The organism is Granulicatella sp. zg-ZJ, from assembly GCF_010892355.1.
Lineage (GTDB): Bacteria > Bacillota > Bacilli > Lactobacillales > Aerococcaceae > WM01.
The window spans coordinates 34036-48925 of sequence record NZ_WNJY01000013.1 but is presented as its reverse complement, the minus strand read 5'-3'; the positions used below and the strand labels follow the sequence as shown (position 1 = coordinate 48925).

The following is a 14890-nucleotide window of genomic DNA, read 5'->3' as shown; positions in this document are numbered from 1 at the left end:
AGCATTGTTTTATCACAAACCGTTTAAAACAAAAGATAATGGATACTTTAACAGAAACCATTTCAGAAACCTACATCGCTAAACAACACAATGTATCTGTACATACGGTCAGACGTATTGTTGATAAGGTCGCCTCTACTTTAAAAGTAAATCACAACACACAATTACCTCATCATCTATGTTTTGATGAATTCAAGTCAGTAAAATCTTCTGATAGTACCATGAGTTTTATCTATTGTGATGCACTGACTCATCAACTGATTGACGTTGTACACGACCGTAAATCCAGCACGCTATTAGACTACTTTGCTAGATACGATATCCAGACAAGAAAAGCTGTTAAAACAATTATCATTAAACGCACTCATTCGATTGATGCTATATAAACAACTCAAACTGAGTTTAGAAAGGAATAACGTATGAAACATTATTTGACAATTTATGTAGAAAATGGCGTTAAATATGCAGAAGCATGGATTAAGCCCTAAAATCATTCGGACGCATACTGGGAATTGTTGCGATTGGTGTCGCAATCTAGCTGGTGTATACGATTATCCGAAAGTTCCTAAAGATGTTTACCGTCGACATGGAAATTGTCGGTGTACGGTTGATTACAAACCTGGTGATGGTAAAAAGCAAAATGTTTGGTCTAAAAAGATTGTTGATATATCGAAAATTGAAGAAAGAAAAGAACTAGGTTTATCAGATACTGATAAGCCTTATTTAAGTATAAAAAGGAGTGGTTGAAAAATGTAGGTAAAGGCAAAGTATCAGAAATGAATTATTGGGAACATGAAGGGGTTAAGTACTTTGTTGATGGTAAGCATGTGGTTTTAGATTATTCACAAAAAGAAAAGGAAGTAGCAGAGTGGTTTTCTAAGTTGTTTGGTACTTCGGTATATTTGGTACCAAGAATAAATTATCCGGATTCTGTACATACACCCGATTATTTGATTAAAGATATGAAATTCGACCTAAAAGTAATCACAGGCGCAGGAAAAGGAACGATTGATCAAAATACTAGAAAAGCAAGAATTCAAGCGGAAAACATTATATATGATATTACAGATTCCTCTTTAAGCATTAGAGAAGTAATCGATCAGCTTAATAATATTTATAAAAGTGGACGTAGAGGACTCGATATTGCCGTTATAAAACGATGTAATAAGTTAATTGATATACTACAAAAAAAGAACTGACTTAGGTTCCGACCACAATGTGGACAAGGGGAACCAAACCAGTTCTTATTTATCCTCATTATATATCATTTCGCACAAAAAATCAAAAGTTTATAGTAATATAGGCATTTTTTTCTTATATACAAAAGGAGGTTTAATCATGAACAAACGGATGAAAAAGAAACATTTATTAGAAAAAGAAATTGTAGAATTGAAACAAAAAATGGAGGAAGTCTTCACCAAAGTGACGGTTCTTGAAGAAGCATATGAACAGTTAAAAATCGAAAATGCAAAAATAAGTAAATGTATCCATAAATTTCAAAAGCCGTTTTGGAGACGAAGCTAATCACTTTTCCAAATAAGTTTAGGTGTTTTTATATTTAAGGAGGTATATATGGCAAAAGATGACTATGATGTTATAGTTTTTAAGATATTAACCTATCTTTATAGAAAGTTAAAAAATCGCTATGAAGATGATACTTATTTATATCCTTTAACTAATGATTTTCCAATTAATGAAGATTATTTTATTTCTATATTGGAAGATTTGGAAGAAAAGAAATTCATTAAGAACTTAAAAATAATTAAGTCTTGGGGTGGTGATGTTGTAGGGTATGATTTATCGCAAGTAAAAATAACTGGTGATGGTATCGAATATCTTAGAGATAATTCTAGAATGAAAAAGTTAATTAATTTAGTAAAAGAAGCAAGAACGATAATGAGTTTATGGAATTAGGTATTCACGACTTGTCGGAAGTGCTTTTTTTATTTGCCCAAAACTGTTGAAGGCATTAAAAGCTACAGGGTGAGCGGTTGAAAGGAGTTTTTATGGCTAAAAGAAAGAAAATTGGCAATCAGAATCCTACTCAATCGGTAATCTTACAAAAAACGAAATCAAAATATCAAGAAGCTGTTGATTTATACGAAAAAACAGGTTTAACATGTTACGAGTGGCAAAAGAACTTATTAAAGCCAATTATGGCAATTGATAAGGAACAGTTATGGGTTCATCAAAAATTTGGGTATTCTATTCCACGGCGAAATGGTAAGTCTGAAATTCTCTACATGTTGGAGATATGGGGACTTCACGAAGGTATCAATATATTGCATACAGCTCATAGAATAAGTACATCTCATTCCTCTTTTGAAAAGGTTAAGAAATATCTTGAAAAAATGGGTTATGTGGATGGAAAACATTTTAATTCTATTCGTGCAAAAGGACAAGAAAGAATTGAATTATATGAAACGGGTGGTATTATTCAATTCCGAACAAGAACATCAAATGGTGGACTTGGTGAAGGTTTTGACTTAATGATTATTGATGAGGCACAAGAATACACAACTGAACAAGAATCAGCACTTAAATATACTGTAACAGATAGTGATAATCCCATGACAGTTATGTGTGGTACACCACCAACACCTGTTTCAACAGGGACGGTTTTTACAACTTATCGACAAAATGTGTTATTTGGTAAAACAAAATATTCTGGTTGGGCAGAGTGGTCTGTTGATGAAGAAAAAGAGATTGACGATGTAGAGGCGTGGTATCATTCTAATCCGTCAATGGGATACCATTTAAACGAGCGGAAAATTGAGGCAGAGCTTGGAGAAGATAAGTTAGACCATAATATTCAACGTTTGGGTTACTGGCCACGATATAATCAAAAATCAGCTATTTCTGAAAAAGATTGGGATTGTTTAAAAGTTGAAAATATTTCTCATTTTACAGGTAAATTATTTGTTGGTATAAAATTTGGCAGCAACGGAGAAAATGTTGCGATGAGTGTTGCTGTTAGAATGAATGAAACTATTTTTGTTGAATGTATTGATTGTCAGTCTGTAAGAAATGGCACGCAATGGATTATTCAGTTTCTAAAATCAGCAGATGTGGACAGTATTGTGATTGACGGTGCAGGAAGTCAACAAATACTTGAAAACGAGTTAAAAGACTATAAAATAAAAAGAACTGTCTTACCAACTGTCAAAGAAATTATTACTGCTAATTCTTTATGGGAACAGGGTATTTACCAACAAAGCATTTGCCATAATGGACAACCGTCCTTAAAAAGTGTCGTAACGAATTGTGAAAAGCGAAATATTGGCACAAATGGAGGATTTGGTTATAAATCACAGTTTGAAGATATGGATATTAGTTTAATGGACAGTGCATTACTTGCACACTGGGCTCGTCATTGAAGATAGTGACGGCTACACGATTAAAACCATTGAACAAAATGTGGACGGCAACGCAGATAGTTTAACAGTTGGTGGTGTAGCACGTTACCGGGAACGTTCATTTGACGGGATTGTCGGTTGGATACGTCCACCATACAATAAAAATGAGTCGGTTAAAACAACAGATATAAACGAAGTAGCCCAACAAGTCTTAAATGGTTTGTGGGGGAATGGTGCAGAACGTACTGAATTATTAAAAAAAGCAGGATACAACGTTGAAGACGTACAAGCAAAAGTAAATAGCTTGCTTGGATACAATACGAACGAGAATGAGCGTTCTATTGACGAATTAGCACAAGATGTGATAGACGGTAAGTTAGGTAATGGCGAACAACGAAAACAAGCACTAGGTGACAAGTACGATGCCGTACAAGCGAAAGTGAATGAGTTGTTGACGAAAAGAGAAGATGTGCCAGCTAGCGAACCGGAAAATAAATCAGATGGTGTTTTAAACTACAAAGGTTCTAGTCTTTCACAAGAAGTTTTAGACAAAATAATCGCACTATGCAAACATTACGACATCTTGCCAAGTTATGCCATTACCGTTCTACATTTTGAGGGGTTGTGGGGTACGTCAAATGTTGGTATCATAGATAACAATTGGGCAGGCATGACAATGCCAGATGGCAAAGAAACGGTTGTACGTGATAGTGGTGTGACTGTCACAAAAGGTAGTGCAAGACGACAAATCGAAGGTGGTTATTATATGCACTATGAAACAGTAGACGACTTTTTAAAAGATTGGTTCCATTTAATGAGAAATGGGTATATGTATTGTGTATCCGGTGTTAAGTCCTTTTCTGAATGTGTTAAAGGTATGTTTAAAGTAGGTGGATCATACTATGATTATGCAGCAACTGGTTATGAAAATTACTTGATTGGTATGACAAGTCGATTAGCAGAGATTGAAAAAGTGAATGGTTCGTTATCTAAATATGACGACATGATTTATAAGAAAGAAGAGGTCAAACACGATAAGATAGAAATTGTGTTTGAAAATATTGAAGTGAATATCAACGGAGTACCGTATATATTGAAGAAAAAATAAATGAACCCCTAAGCTAGAATGTTCTAGTTTAGGGGTGTTTTTTGTTTAGACAAAATCAGACATTCCCCAGCGAATTTGCTACGTATTTTACTACGTTGTTACTAAAGTAGATGTGATTGATTAAATAGTGTATAATTGTAAAATATTGATTTATCAAGCGATTAAAAATGTTATTATTTGAATGTATATTGTCGTTTCTTTATGTTACAATAAGAAAAGTAGTGAAATCTTGAGAAAATAGGTGAGGATATGTTTTTTTTCAAAAAGAAACAAAATAATGAAGAAAAAATATCGTTTGATGAAAAGCAAGGTGTTCCTAATCATGTGGCCATTATTATGGATGGAAATGGTCGTTGGGCACAACAACGTATGTTACCTCGTGTAGCTGGGCATAAAGAAGGTATGCAAACAGTTAAAACGATTGCATTGCATGCGAAAAAATTAGGTGTTAAAGTATTGTCTTTATATGCTTTTTCAACAGAAAATTGGAAAAGACCTCACGATGAGGTATCTTTTTTAATGAAATTACCGATTGATTTTTTTAGTACATTTATTCCACAATTAAATGAAAATAATATTCGAGTAATGACAACGGGATTTATTGAGCAATTACCCGAAAAGACGCAAAAAGCTGTTTTGGATGCTGTGGAGCAGACAAAGCAGAATGACGGTATGATTTTAAATTTTGCATTAAATTATGGGTCCCGTGCGGAAATAATTGCTGCGATAAAAAAAATAAGTATTGAATATCATGATAAAGTAGAAGAAATTAACGAAGAGATTGTGTCAGATTATTTATGGTCCAAACAATTAGGCGAGTATGCAGAGCCGGATTTGTTAATTCGTACCAGTGGCGAAGAGCGCATTAGTAATTTTATGTTATGGCAAATCGCTTATAGTGAATTTTATTTTACAGATGTATTTTGGCCTGATTTTAAAGAACAAGAATTAGAAAAAGCGTTCGCAATATATCAAAAACGGCATCGACGTTTTGGAGGATTGTAGGAGGAAATGTCTTGAAGTTAAGAATTATAACAGCGCTTGTCATTTTGGCGATAGGTCTGCCATTATTATATTTTGGAGGATTAACGTTCCAGCTTTCTATTGTAGGACTAGCTGCTATTTGTTTTATGGAAATTATGCATATGGCAAAAATAAAAATACCTTCTCCGGAAGTGATTATTGGATTGTTGGCAACGATTGGCTTAACCATTCCAATTACTTACTACAATTATTTCCGTATGACACCTTTACTTTGGCTATGTCTATGCTCCTTTGCGTTACTCGTTTTAACCGTTTTTTCTAAAAATGAATTTTCATTTGAAAAAGTAGGTATAGTTTCGCTTGCAGCTTTATATATTGGATTAGGTGCACACCATGTACTTATTCTTAGAGAGTATGGATTTGTTGCGATTTTGTTCATTTTTTCTATTGGCTGGATAACTGATTCAGGTGCGTACTTTGTAGGAAGACGTTTTGGGAAACATCGTTTAGCTCCACATATTAGTCCTAATAAATCGATTGAAGGCTCTGTTGGTGGAACGGCACTTGCTGTTTTATATGCACTCATTTTTGTTGCGATACATCAACCATTTGCGACACTTTCACTAGATTTTCTAGGGACGATTTTATTGGCATTTGGTGTTTCGTTAGCAGGACAAATGGGAGATTTAGTTGAGTCTGCTTTAAAACGATTTTACCATGTTAAAGATTCAGGAAATATACTACCCGGTCATGGTGGTGTGTTAGATAGATTTGATAGCACACTTTTTGGGGTGGTAGCGTGTCACATTATTTTAATTTGCTTAATATAAGATAATAGGAGGTTTTTCATGCAAATTATTGTATTTTTACTTGTTTTTGGGGTGATAGTCACCATTCATGAATTTGGTCATTTTTATTTTGCGAAACGTTCAGGTGTTCTTGTTCGAGAATTTGCGATTGGTATGGGGCCTAAAATTTTTGCCACAAAGAAAAATGGGACAACATATACTATTCGAGCATTGCCTGTTGGGGGATATGTTCGTTTAGCAGGATATGGTGATGATGTTGAACCTTTAAAAGCAGGACAGTTGATTAGTATTGTACTCAATCAAGACAATATAGTGACATGCATTAATACATGCGCTAAAACAAGATTGGATAAAGCAGTACCTTTTGAAGTGCGTCAAGCCGATTTAGAAAAAGAAATGCTTTTAATAGGTCGTCTAGCAGGGCAAGATACAGATAGTACTTTTTCTGTTTCAAAAGAGGCAACGTATATCGAAGAAAACGGAACTGAAATACAAGTAGCACCACTAGAAAAACAGTTTGAACAAGCAAGTATTTTTCGCCGTATTCTTGTTAATTTTGGTGGACCATTAAACAATTTTATATTAGGTATTTTACTATTTATTTTAGTTGGATTTATGAATGGTGGTATTCCTCATTTATTGAATAAAGTAAATGTTATGGAAAACACACCTGCGTATCAAGCCGGTATTCGTACAGGGGACAGTATCACACAGGTAGATCATCAAGAAACGAAAAATGGGGCAGAATTATACCAAAGACTATCTGAAGCGAAAAAAACACAAACACAAGTTGAATTGATAGTGGAAAAAGAAAATCATGAGATGGTGACATACACTGTACCGTTTCAAAATAATGTCATTGGTGTCACATTCCAGCAAGAAAAAGATGCTTCTGTAACGTCAATTTTGGCGTATGGTTTCACAAGAACATGGGAAATTGCTACAGGTATTTGGTCAACTCTAGCTGGATTTTTCAAAACAGGATTTGATATTCAACAATTTGGAGGACCAGTAGCAATTGCTCAAGCAAGTGGGCAAGCCACTCAAGGTGGTATAATGTCTGTTTTAATGTTTATGGCTGCGATTAGTGTGAATTTAGGTGTGATGAACTTACTGCCAATTCCAGCATTAGACGGTGGGAAAATCGTATTGAATATACTAGAATTATTGCGTGGGAAACCAATTAGTAAAGAAAAAGAAACCATGATTACATTGGTATTTGCAGGATTATTGGTATTGCTTATGGTTGCCGTAACGTTCAATGATATACAGCGTTGGTTTTTTAAATAATTGTGAGTGTTATTCTAAGTAGTAGATTTATTGAATCATAAGAGTTCTATCATAAGTTGTGTTAAATAGTTGTTAAACTTTTTAAAATATTTTATGAGATAGTATATTATAAATATTTGGCAACTATACACTAACTTAATTATATAATTTACTTATGATCAAATGTGATGTTTTTATCCTTTAATTGTAGTAAGATTTCTGTTATATTAGACATAGGCAATTTCTCCTTATTATTTGGTGGTACTTTTAATTTAAGAGAAAATTGCCTTTTTGTCTACATGAAATTAGGGTTGTTGGCTTATGCCATTAACCCTAAAAATTATACAACCATAATTACTTTTGGTTAAATTTTTAAGCTGAATATGATATAATGATTTTCGTCTAAATAGAAAAAATCTATTATTTGAATAGTACTATCAATATTGTTATTAAAAAATTTTGGTCGTTTTTTGTTTTCTAGTATTGGAAGATAATAAAAATAAAGGAGAAAATAGTAGTGGAAAATCCAATATTATATATTGTTATTCCTTGTTATAACGAAGAAGCTGTCTTACCTCATACATTTCCGCTTTTTAGTCAGCAATTACACTATTTAATGGATAATGGATATGTTAGTCCTTTAAGTCGTATTTTGTTTGTTGATGATGGAAGTAAAGATAAAACATGGGACTTAATAAGACGGTACTCACAGGAAGAATGGGTAGAAGGGATTTCTCAAAATAGAAATAGGGGACATCAGTCTACCGTTTTGGCAGGTATGATTGAGGCTGCTGACTTTGCCGATATTGTAATTACGATTGACTGTGACGGACAAGATGATATTTGTTGTATGACAGATATGGTTCAAGCATATAAAAATGGAGCCGAAATTGTTTATGGTGTTCGTAAGGATCGATCAACAGATACGTTCTTCAAACGATTTACAGCGGAAAAATTTTATAAACTTTTATCCAAAATGGGTGGTGAAGTTATATATAATCATGCGGATTATCGTTTAATGTCAAAAAAAGCGATACTTGCTCTTTCTGAATTTAAGGAAGTGAATATTTATTTACGAGGATTAGTTCCTTTAATTGGTTTTAATCATGCGGTTGTTGAATACAGCCGTAAAGAAAGAATGGCTGGAGAAAGTCATTATCCTTTAAGCAAGATGCTAGGATTAGCTTTTGACGGTATTACAAGTTTAAGTGTTCGTCCAATTCGTGTTATTACAGTTTTAGGTGTGTTAACGTCTATAATAAGTTTCATCTTTTTGATTTGGAGTATTGTGAGTTATTTTTTTGGTTATACTCTAGTAGGATGGACAAGTATGATATCCATTATGAGTTTTTTAGGCGGTATCCAATTGATTTCCATTGGTATTATTGGAGAATATATTGGGAAAATTTATTTAGAAACGAAGGCAAGACCTCGATATATGATTGATAGAAAAACAAAAGGCATGAGAAAAGAGTCATGTGAAAAATAACAAGAATGTTTTAAAAATCGATGGTATAGTATTTTTGTGACTAAATGGATGATTGACGCCGTTTGTTTTATAGGATAAAGGTTCTGTTTAAATAGAACTAAATAATGCAATTTAACGAAGAACTATTAATTCATGATGAGATTAATTTATCTTATTTGCAAATTTTGTTATATCCATATAAATCAAGTGATATCCGGATATTTTAATGAGGTTTTATAATTTAAGTATAAGAATACTAATTGTAAATCGTTTATTTAAAAACAAGGAAACTGATAGAAAAGAAACATCTGCACTATTAGCTGATCAGGTTGCTTTATTTTGATTACTAACACTATTTGACATAGAACAGTATCATTTTGGTTGCTGTCACAGCTTTTTTTGTTTCTTTGTTTATTAGTATTTGAATATTATTTTCATTGTTTTATAACCTTACTTTGACATCATTACGATCAATGTTATAATATTTTATAATATAAATAAAGGAAAAGTGACGATATGAGAGCCGTTTGTGTGAGTAATTTTAATTATTATGGATTACGGATTCAATACATTCAAACATATTTAGAACAAAAGGGATATGATGTCACGTATGTGACAGGAGATTATGATACGATGAATCGCCAAAAATATACGTTGGCAATTCCTAATATAGTGCAGATTCCTTTGATACAATATAAAAAAAATATTTCGTTTGAACGTATCCATTCGCACTATGCTTTTGCTAAAAAAGTATATCAACAATTAGAAATGATTCGACCAGATGTTATATATGCTATGGTACCTCCGAATTTTGTGGCACATTTTATTGCGAAATACAAGAAAAAATATCCGAGTGTTCGTGTTATTTTTGATGTGTTTGATATGTGGCCGGAAACGTTTCCGTCAGGCTCTTCAAAAACGCTACTTTCTCTTCCTTTTTATTGTTGGCAAACATTACGGACAAAAGCTTTAAGCAAAGCAGATTATGTTTTTAGTGAGTGTGATTTATTTAAAGAGAGATTAAAAGAAATACAGCCAACATTAAATGTTCAAACATTATATCCTTGTAAAGAAAATTGTGATGAGGATATTGCGTATACACCAGAGGAAGATGTACTGCCTTTATGTTATCTAGGTTCTATCAATAATATTATTGATATTGATAAAATCGAAGAGATGATAAAAGTATTGAGTGAGTATAAACCTATTACACTTCATGTGATTGGTAATGGGGAGAAAAAAGAACAATTTATTGAAAGGTTATCGGTATTTTGTCAACATATTTATGACTATGGGAATGTGTATGATGCAAAGAAAAAACAGGATATTTTTAATCAATGTGCCTTTGGTATCAATATATTAAAACCCACTGTTTTTATCGGATTGACATTAAAAACATTGGATTATTTAAATGGGGGATTGCCATTGTTGAATACTGTATCTGGAGATACCGAGCGTTTTGTGTTTGAGTACAGTATTGGAAAAAACATAAAAAAAGAGAACATTGATAATATTCAATCTTTAACATCAGATGATATATTACAAATGAAATACCGAGCTAAAGATGTGTTTATGCATTATTTTAATCAGCGTGAATATAATCAGCGATTAGATGAGTTGTTGGGCGGTGTGTTCACAAAGGAGAACGATAGATGAAATCAGTAGGTATTGTCGTAGCGACATATAAGCCAAATATGACTTATTTAGAGGAACAGTTCAAAAGTCTTGAAGAACAGACGTATCCTAATTGTCATATTTATATTAGAGATGATAGTGCAGATGATGATTATTTTAAACAAATCGCCACATTAGCGACAACTATTTTCACAAGACCATTTACGATTGTGCAAAATGACGTCAATATGGGAAGTACAAAGACTTTTGAGTTATTGACAAGTGACTGTCAACAAGAGTATATTGCTTACTGTGATCAAGATGATAGATGGCATCATCAAAAAATAGAAAAATTAGTATACAAACTTGAACAAGAAAAAGCATTGCTTGTTTACTCTGATTTAGCGATTATTGATGAAAATGAACAATTTGTGTCGTCGAGTTTTGCTACTGTGAATAAACGTATTCACCATGTATATGGAGATAACACGTTCTCATTTTTTATTCGAAGAAATTGTATGCCTGGCTGTTCCATGCTAATGTTAACAGAGATTGCTAAAAAAGCGATGCCGTTTTATGAAGAGTATGTGCATGATCATTGGTTAGCTTTAGTCGCTGCAAGCATGGGGCGTATAGCTTTTATAAAAGAACCTTTAATTGATTATCGTTTACATCAGCATAATCAAATTGGTAAAGCTATTCTAAAAGGGATTGATGCTGTTGATGATTATATTCCTTTAAAGTTAGTCCCCGAACAAGATAAGTTTCGCGCTTTAGCATTGCGATTTGGTAAGACGTATCAAAAAGAGATTGATAAAGAATTATCGTTTGTCGGTCAACGAATACAAGCATTTCAAACGAGAAAATTCAAAGATATTTGGTCTTTAACAAAGTATTTAAAAGAAGATAAAACGTTAGTATTATTTGAAATAGCGTTAACGATATTACCGAAATATCTTGGTAATAAAATGATACGACGTATAAAATCAGGAGGTTAATAAATGAAAGGAATTATTTTAGCAGGAGGTAGTGGCACACGTTTGTATCCAATTACAAGAGCTGTTTCTAAACAGTTAATGCCTATTTATGACAAACCAATGATTTATTACCCACTATCTGTTTTAATGTTGGCGGGTATTCGTGAAATTTTAATTATTTCCACACCAACAGATACACCACGTTTTGAACAACTTTTTGGAAATGGACACGAACTTGGGTTAGATATTTCATATAAAGTACAAGAAAGTCCAGATGGTTTAGCACAAGCGTTTATTTTGGGAGAGGACTTTATTGGTGATGACTCTGTTTGTTTAATTTTAGGAGATAATATTTATTATGGCGGTGGGCTATCTAAAATGGTTCAACGTGCAGCTTCTAAAAAAGAGGGTGCAACTGTTTTTGGCTACCATGTAAATGATCCGGAACGTTTTGGTGTTGTGGAATTTGATGAAAATATGACAGCTGTGTCTATTGAAGAAAAACCAGAAAAACCAAAAAGTAATTATGCAGTAACAGGCTTATATTTCTATGACAATCAAGTTGTTGATATTGCTAAAAACATCAAACCATCTTCTCGTGGCGAATTAGAAATTACAGATGTTAATAAAGCTTATTTAGAAAAAGGGCAATTATCTGTTGAAATTATGGGGCGTGGGTTTGCGTGGTTAGATACAGGAACGCATGAATCATTACTTGAAGCATCTACGTTTATTGAAACGATTGAAAAACGTCAAAATTTAAAAGTGGCATGTTTAGAAGAAATTGCTTACCGTATGGGTTATATTACGAAAGAACAAGTTTTAGCATTGGCTGAACCATTGAAAAAAAATGAGTATGGAAAGTATTTACTACGTTTAGTAGAGCATGAATAAGAGGACAAATCATGAAAGTAACGACAACAAAATTACAAGATGTCAAAATTATTGAGCCAGCTGTTTTTGGAGATCATCGTGGATTTTTTACAGAAAGTTTTTCAGAAAAAGATTTTAAAGCAGCGGGTATCAATACGGATTTTGTGCAAGACAATCATTCTTTATCCGCACAAGCAGGTGTTTTAAGAGGATTGCATTTTCAAAAAGGAGAGGCAGCTCAAGCAAAATTAGTTCGTGTGGTAACAGGAGCTGTATTAGATGTTATTGTTGATATTCGGAAAGGAAGTCCTACTTATGGGCAGTGGGAAGGATATATTTTGTCCGAGCATAATCATCGTCAATTATACGTGCCAAGAGGATTTGCACATGGTTTTGTCACATTAACACCAAATGTAAATTTCTTGTATAAATGCGATAATTATTATGATGCACAAGCTGATGCAGGTATTGCATTTGATGATCCTGATTTAGCGATTGATTGGCCAGTAAATATTGAAAAAGCTATTTTATCTGAAAAAGATAAAAAGCACCCAACTTTAAAAGAATTTGAAACAGAAAATCCATTTGTATATGGACAAATATAAGGAGAATAAGATGAAGCATATTATTGTGACAGGTGGTGCCGGATTTATAGGATCAAATTTCGTGCATTATGTTGTAAACAATCATCCAGATATTCATGTAACTGTATTGGATAAATTGACTTATGCCGGAAATCGTGAAAACTTAAAAGGATTACCTGAAGATAGAGTAACACTTATCGTAGGAGATATTGCAGATGCAACGCTTGTGGATGCATTAGTACAAAAAGCAGATGCTGTCGTACATTATGCAGCAGAATCGCATAATGACAATTCTTTGAAAGACCCATTCCCATTTGTACAAACAAATATTATTGGAACATACACATTGATTGAAGCGTGTCGCAAATATGATGTACGTTATCATCATGTTTCCACCGATGAAGTTTATGGAGATTTGCCTTTACGTGAAGATTTACCTGGACATGGGGACGGCGTTGGAGAAAAATTTACATCTGAAACACCTTATAATCCGTCTAGTCCGTATTCATCAACAAAAGCAGGTTCCGACTTATTAGTTAGAGCATGGGTACGCTCATTTGGGCTAAAAGCAACTATTTCAAATTGTTCAAATAACTATGGGCCGTATCAACATATTGAAAAATTTATCCCACGTCAAATTACCAATGTATTAAGTGGTATTAAACCTAAATTATATGGAGAAGGAAAAAATGTACGTGATTGGATACATACCAATGACCACTCTAGTGCCGTGTGGACTATTTTAACAAAAGGTCGTCTTGGAGAAACCTATTTAATCGGTGCAGACGGTGAGCAAGATAATAAAACAGTCGTTGAATTGATTTTGGAGTTAATGGGACAACCTAAAGATGCTTATGAACATGTAAATGATCGTGCGGGCCATGATTTACGCTATGCGATTGATGCTACAAAATTACGTGAAGAATTAGGCTGGGTACCTCAATATACAGATTTTCGCTCTGGATTAGCAGATACGATTCAATGGTATCAAGAAAATCAAGATTGGTGGAAAGCTGATAAAGAAAGTGTCGAAACAAATTACGCGAAAAATGGGCAATAAGTAAAATTGTGTTGGAAGATTTTTCAACACAATTTTTATCGAATAAAAGACTATATACGGTTGTTTTGTTACTGTAATGAGAGAAAAGGAGTGAGTGTATGACGACTTGGCATGATGTTTTAGCGCAAGAAAAAGAAAAAGAGTATTTTAAACAAGTGATGACATACGTTTCAGAAAGACGGCGAGTAGCAACGGTTTTTCCGACCAAAGAAAATATGTTTCATGCGTTAAAATTAACTGAATATGATAATGTGAAAGTTGTTATTTTAGGACAAGATCCATATCATGGAGAACATCAAGCACACGGATTAAGTTTTTCCGTTCAAGAAAATATCGACTTTCCTCCGTCGCTACAAAATATTTTTAAAGAATTAGTAGACGATATTGGTTGTTTAATGCCTACTCAAGGAAATTTAACAAAATGGGCACAGCAAGGTGTTTTGTTGTTAAATACCGTATTGACTGTCGAAAAAGGGCAAGCGCACAGTCATAAAGACAAAGGATGGGAAATATTTACGGATAAAGTAATTTCTGTATTAAATGATCGCCAAAAACCAGTCGTTTTTGTGTTGTGGGGACGCCTTGCTCAATCTAAACAAACGCTCATTACAAATCCGCAACATATCATACTAACAGCACCACATCCTAGTCCGTTATCAGCCTATAGAGGCTTTTTTGGGAGCCGACCATTTAGCCGAATCAATGAATATTTACGTGCTTTACATATAGAGCCGATTGACTGGACATTGTCGTAAAAACATAGTATGATAATATTTCCTAAAGAAGAA

16 protein-coding genes and 1 pseudogene are annotated in these 14890 nt (G+C 33.4%); all 17 read left to right on the top strand.

Annotated features, from left to right (window positions below; genetic code table 11):
• Positions 1-356: pseudogene (locus tag GMA11_RS05120) on the top strand (helix-turn-helix domain-containing protein); the annotation flags it as partial.
• A gap of 94 nt (positions 357-450) precedes the next feature.
• Positions 451-747 carry a hypothetical protein gene (locus tag GMA11_RS05115; RefSeq protein ID WP_205422898.1) on the top strand — a complete coding sequence of 99 codons (297 nt, stop codon included), beginning with the start codon at positions 451-453 and terminating at the stop codon, positions 745-747.
• 29 nt (positions 748-776) lie between these two features.
• On the top strand, positions 777-1199 hold the full coding sequence (locus GMA11_RS05110) for a hypothetical protein (RefSeq protein WP_163546143.1): 423 nt from the start codon (positions 777-779) through the stop codon (positions 1197-1199).
• A 139-nt stretch (positions 1200-1338) separates the two neighbouring features.
• On the top strand, positions 1339-1524 hold the full coding sequence (locus GMA11_RS05105; protein WP_163546142.1) for a hypothetical protein: 186 nt from the start codon (positions 1339-1341) through the stop codon (positions 1522-1524).
• 48 nt (positions 1525-1572) lie between these two features.
• On the top strand, positions 1573-1914 hold the full coding sequence (locus tag GMA11_RS05100; RefSeq protein WP_163546141.1) for a YjcQ family protein: 342 nt from the start codon (positions 1573-1575) through the stop codon (positions 1912-1914).
• Positions 1915-2006: 92 nt separating this feature from the next.
• On the top strand, positions 2007-3377 hold the full coding sequence (locus tag GMA11_RS05095; RefSeq protein WP_163546140.1) for a terminase large subunit: 1371 nt from the start codon (positions 2007-2009) through the stop codon (positions 3375-3377).
• A complete protein-coding gene (locus GMA11_RS05090) occupies positions 3355-4464 on the top strand; it encodes a holin (RefSeq protein WP_240332476.1) in 1110 nt (369 codons plus the stop codon). Before GMA11_RS05095 ends, GMA11_RS05090 begins: the two co-directional genes overlap by 23 nt.
• A gap of 249 nt (positions 4465-4713) precedes the next feature.
• Positions 4714-5469, top strand: coding sequence for an isoprenyl transferase (locus GMA11_RS05085; protein ID WP_163546139.1), 756 nt, complete (start codon positions 4714-4716; stop codon positions 5467-5469).
• Between the two features lie 11 nt (positions 5470-5480).
• Complete coding sequence (locus GMA11_RS05080; RefSeq protein ID WP_163546138.1) at positions 5481-6278, top strand: phosphatidate cytidylyltransferase; 798 nt, start codon at positions 5481-5483, stop codon at positions 6276-6278.
• Positions 6279-6296: 18 nt separating this feature from the next.
• The gene (gene rseP / locus GMA11_RS05075) at positions 6297-7547 is read left to right on the top strand and encodes an RIP metalloprotease RseP (RefSeq protein ID WP_163546137.1); all 1251 of its coding nucleotides are present in this window, start codon (positions 6297-6299) and stop codon (positions 7545-7547) included.
• A gap of 490 nt (positions 7548-8037) precedes the next feature.
• Complete coding sequence (locus GMA11_RS05070) at positions 8038-9015, top strand: glycosyltransferase family 2 protein (RefSeq protein WP_163546147.1); 978 nt, start codon at positions 8038-8040, stop codon at positions 9013-9015.
• Between the two features lie 510 nt (positions 9016-9525).
• Positions 9526-10650 carry a glycosyltransferase family 4 protein gene (locus tag GMA11_RS05065; protein WP_163546136.1) on the top strand — a complete coding sequence of 375 codons (1125 nt, stop codon included), beginning with the start codon at positions 9526-9528 and terminating at the stop codon, positions 10648-10650.
• Positions 10647-11606, top strand: coding sequence for a glycosyltransferase (locus GMA11_RS05060; RefSeq protein ID WP_163546135.1), 960 nt, complete (start codon positions 10647-10649; stop codon positions 11604-11606). The genes GMA11_RS05065 and GMA11_RS05060 overlap by 4 nt, the downstream gene beginning before the upstream one ends.
• Before the next feature lie 3 nt (positions 11607-11609).
• The gene (gene rfbA, locus GMA11_RS05055; RefSeq protein WP_163546134.1) at positions 11610-12479 is read left to right on the top strand and encodes a glucose-1-phosphate thymidylyltransferase RfbA; all 870 of its coding nucleotides are present in this window, start codon (positions 11610-11612) and stop codon (positions 12477-12479) included.
• A gap of 11 nt (positions 12480-12490) precedes the next feature.
• On the top strand, positions 12491-13063 hold the full coding sequence (gene rfbC, locus GMA11_RS05050) for a dTDP-4-dehydrorhamnose 3,5-epimerase (protein WP_163546133.1): 573 nt from the start codon (positions 12491-12493) through the stop codon (positions 13061-13063).
• Between the two features lie 10 nt (positions 13064-13073).
• The gene (gene rfbB, locus GMA11_RS05045; protein WP_163546132.1) at positions 13074-14102 is read left to right on the top strand and encodes a dTDP-glucose 4,6-dehydratase; all 1029 of its coding nucleotides are present in this window, start codon (positions 13074-13076) and stop codon (positions 14100-14102) included.
• Between the two features lie 98 nt (positions 14103-14200).
• Positions 14201-14857: a uracil-DNA glycosylase gene (gene ung, locus GMA11_RS05040; protein ID WP_163546131.1), complete on the top strand. Its 657-nt coding sequence runs from the start codon at positions 14201-14203 to the stop codon at positions 14855-14857.
• Positions 14858-14890 lie beyond the last annotated feature (33 nt).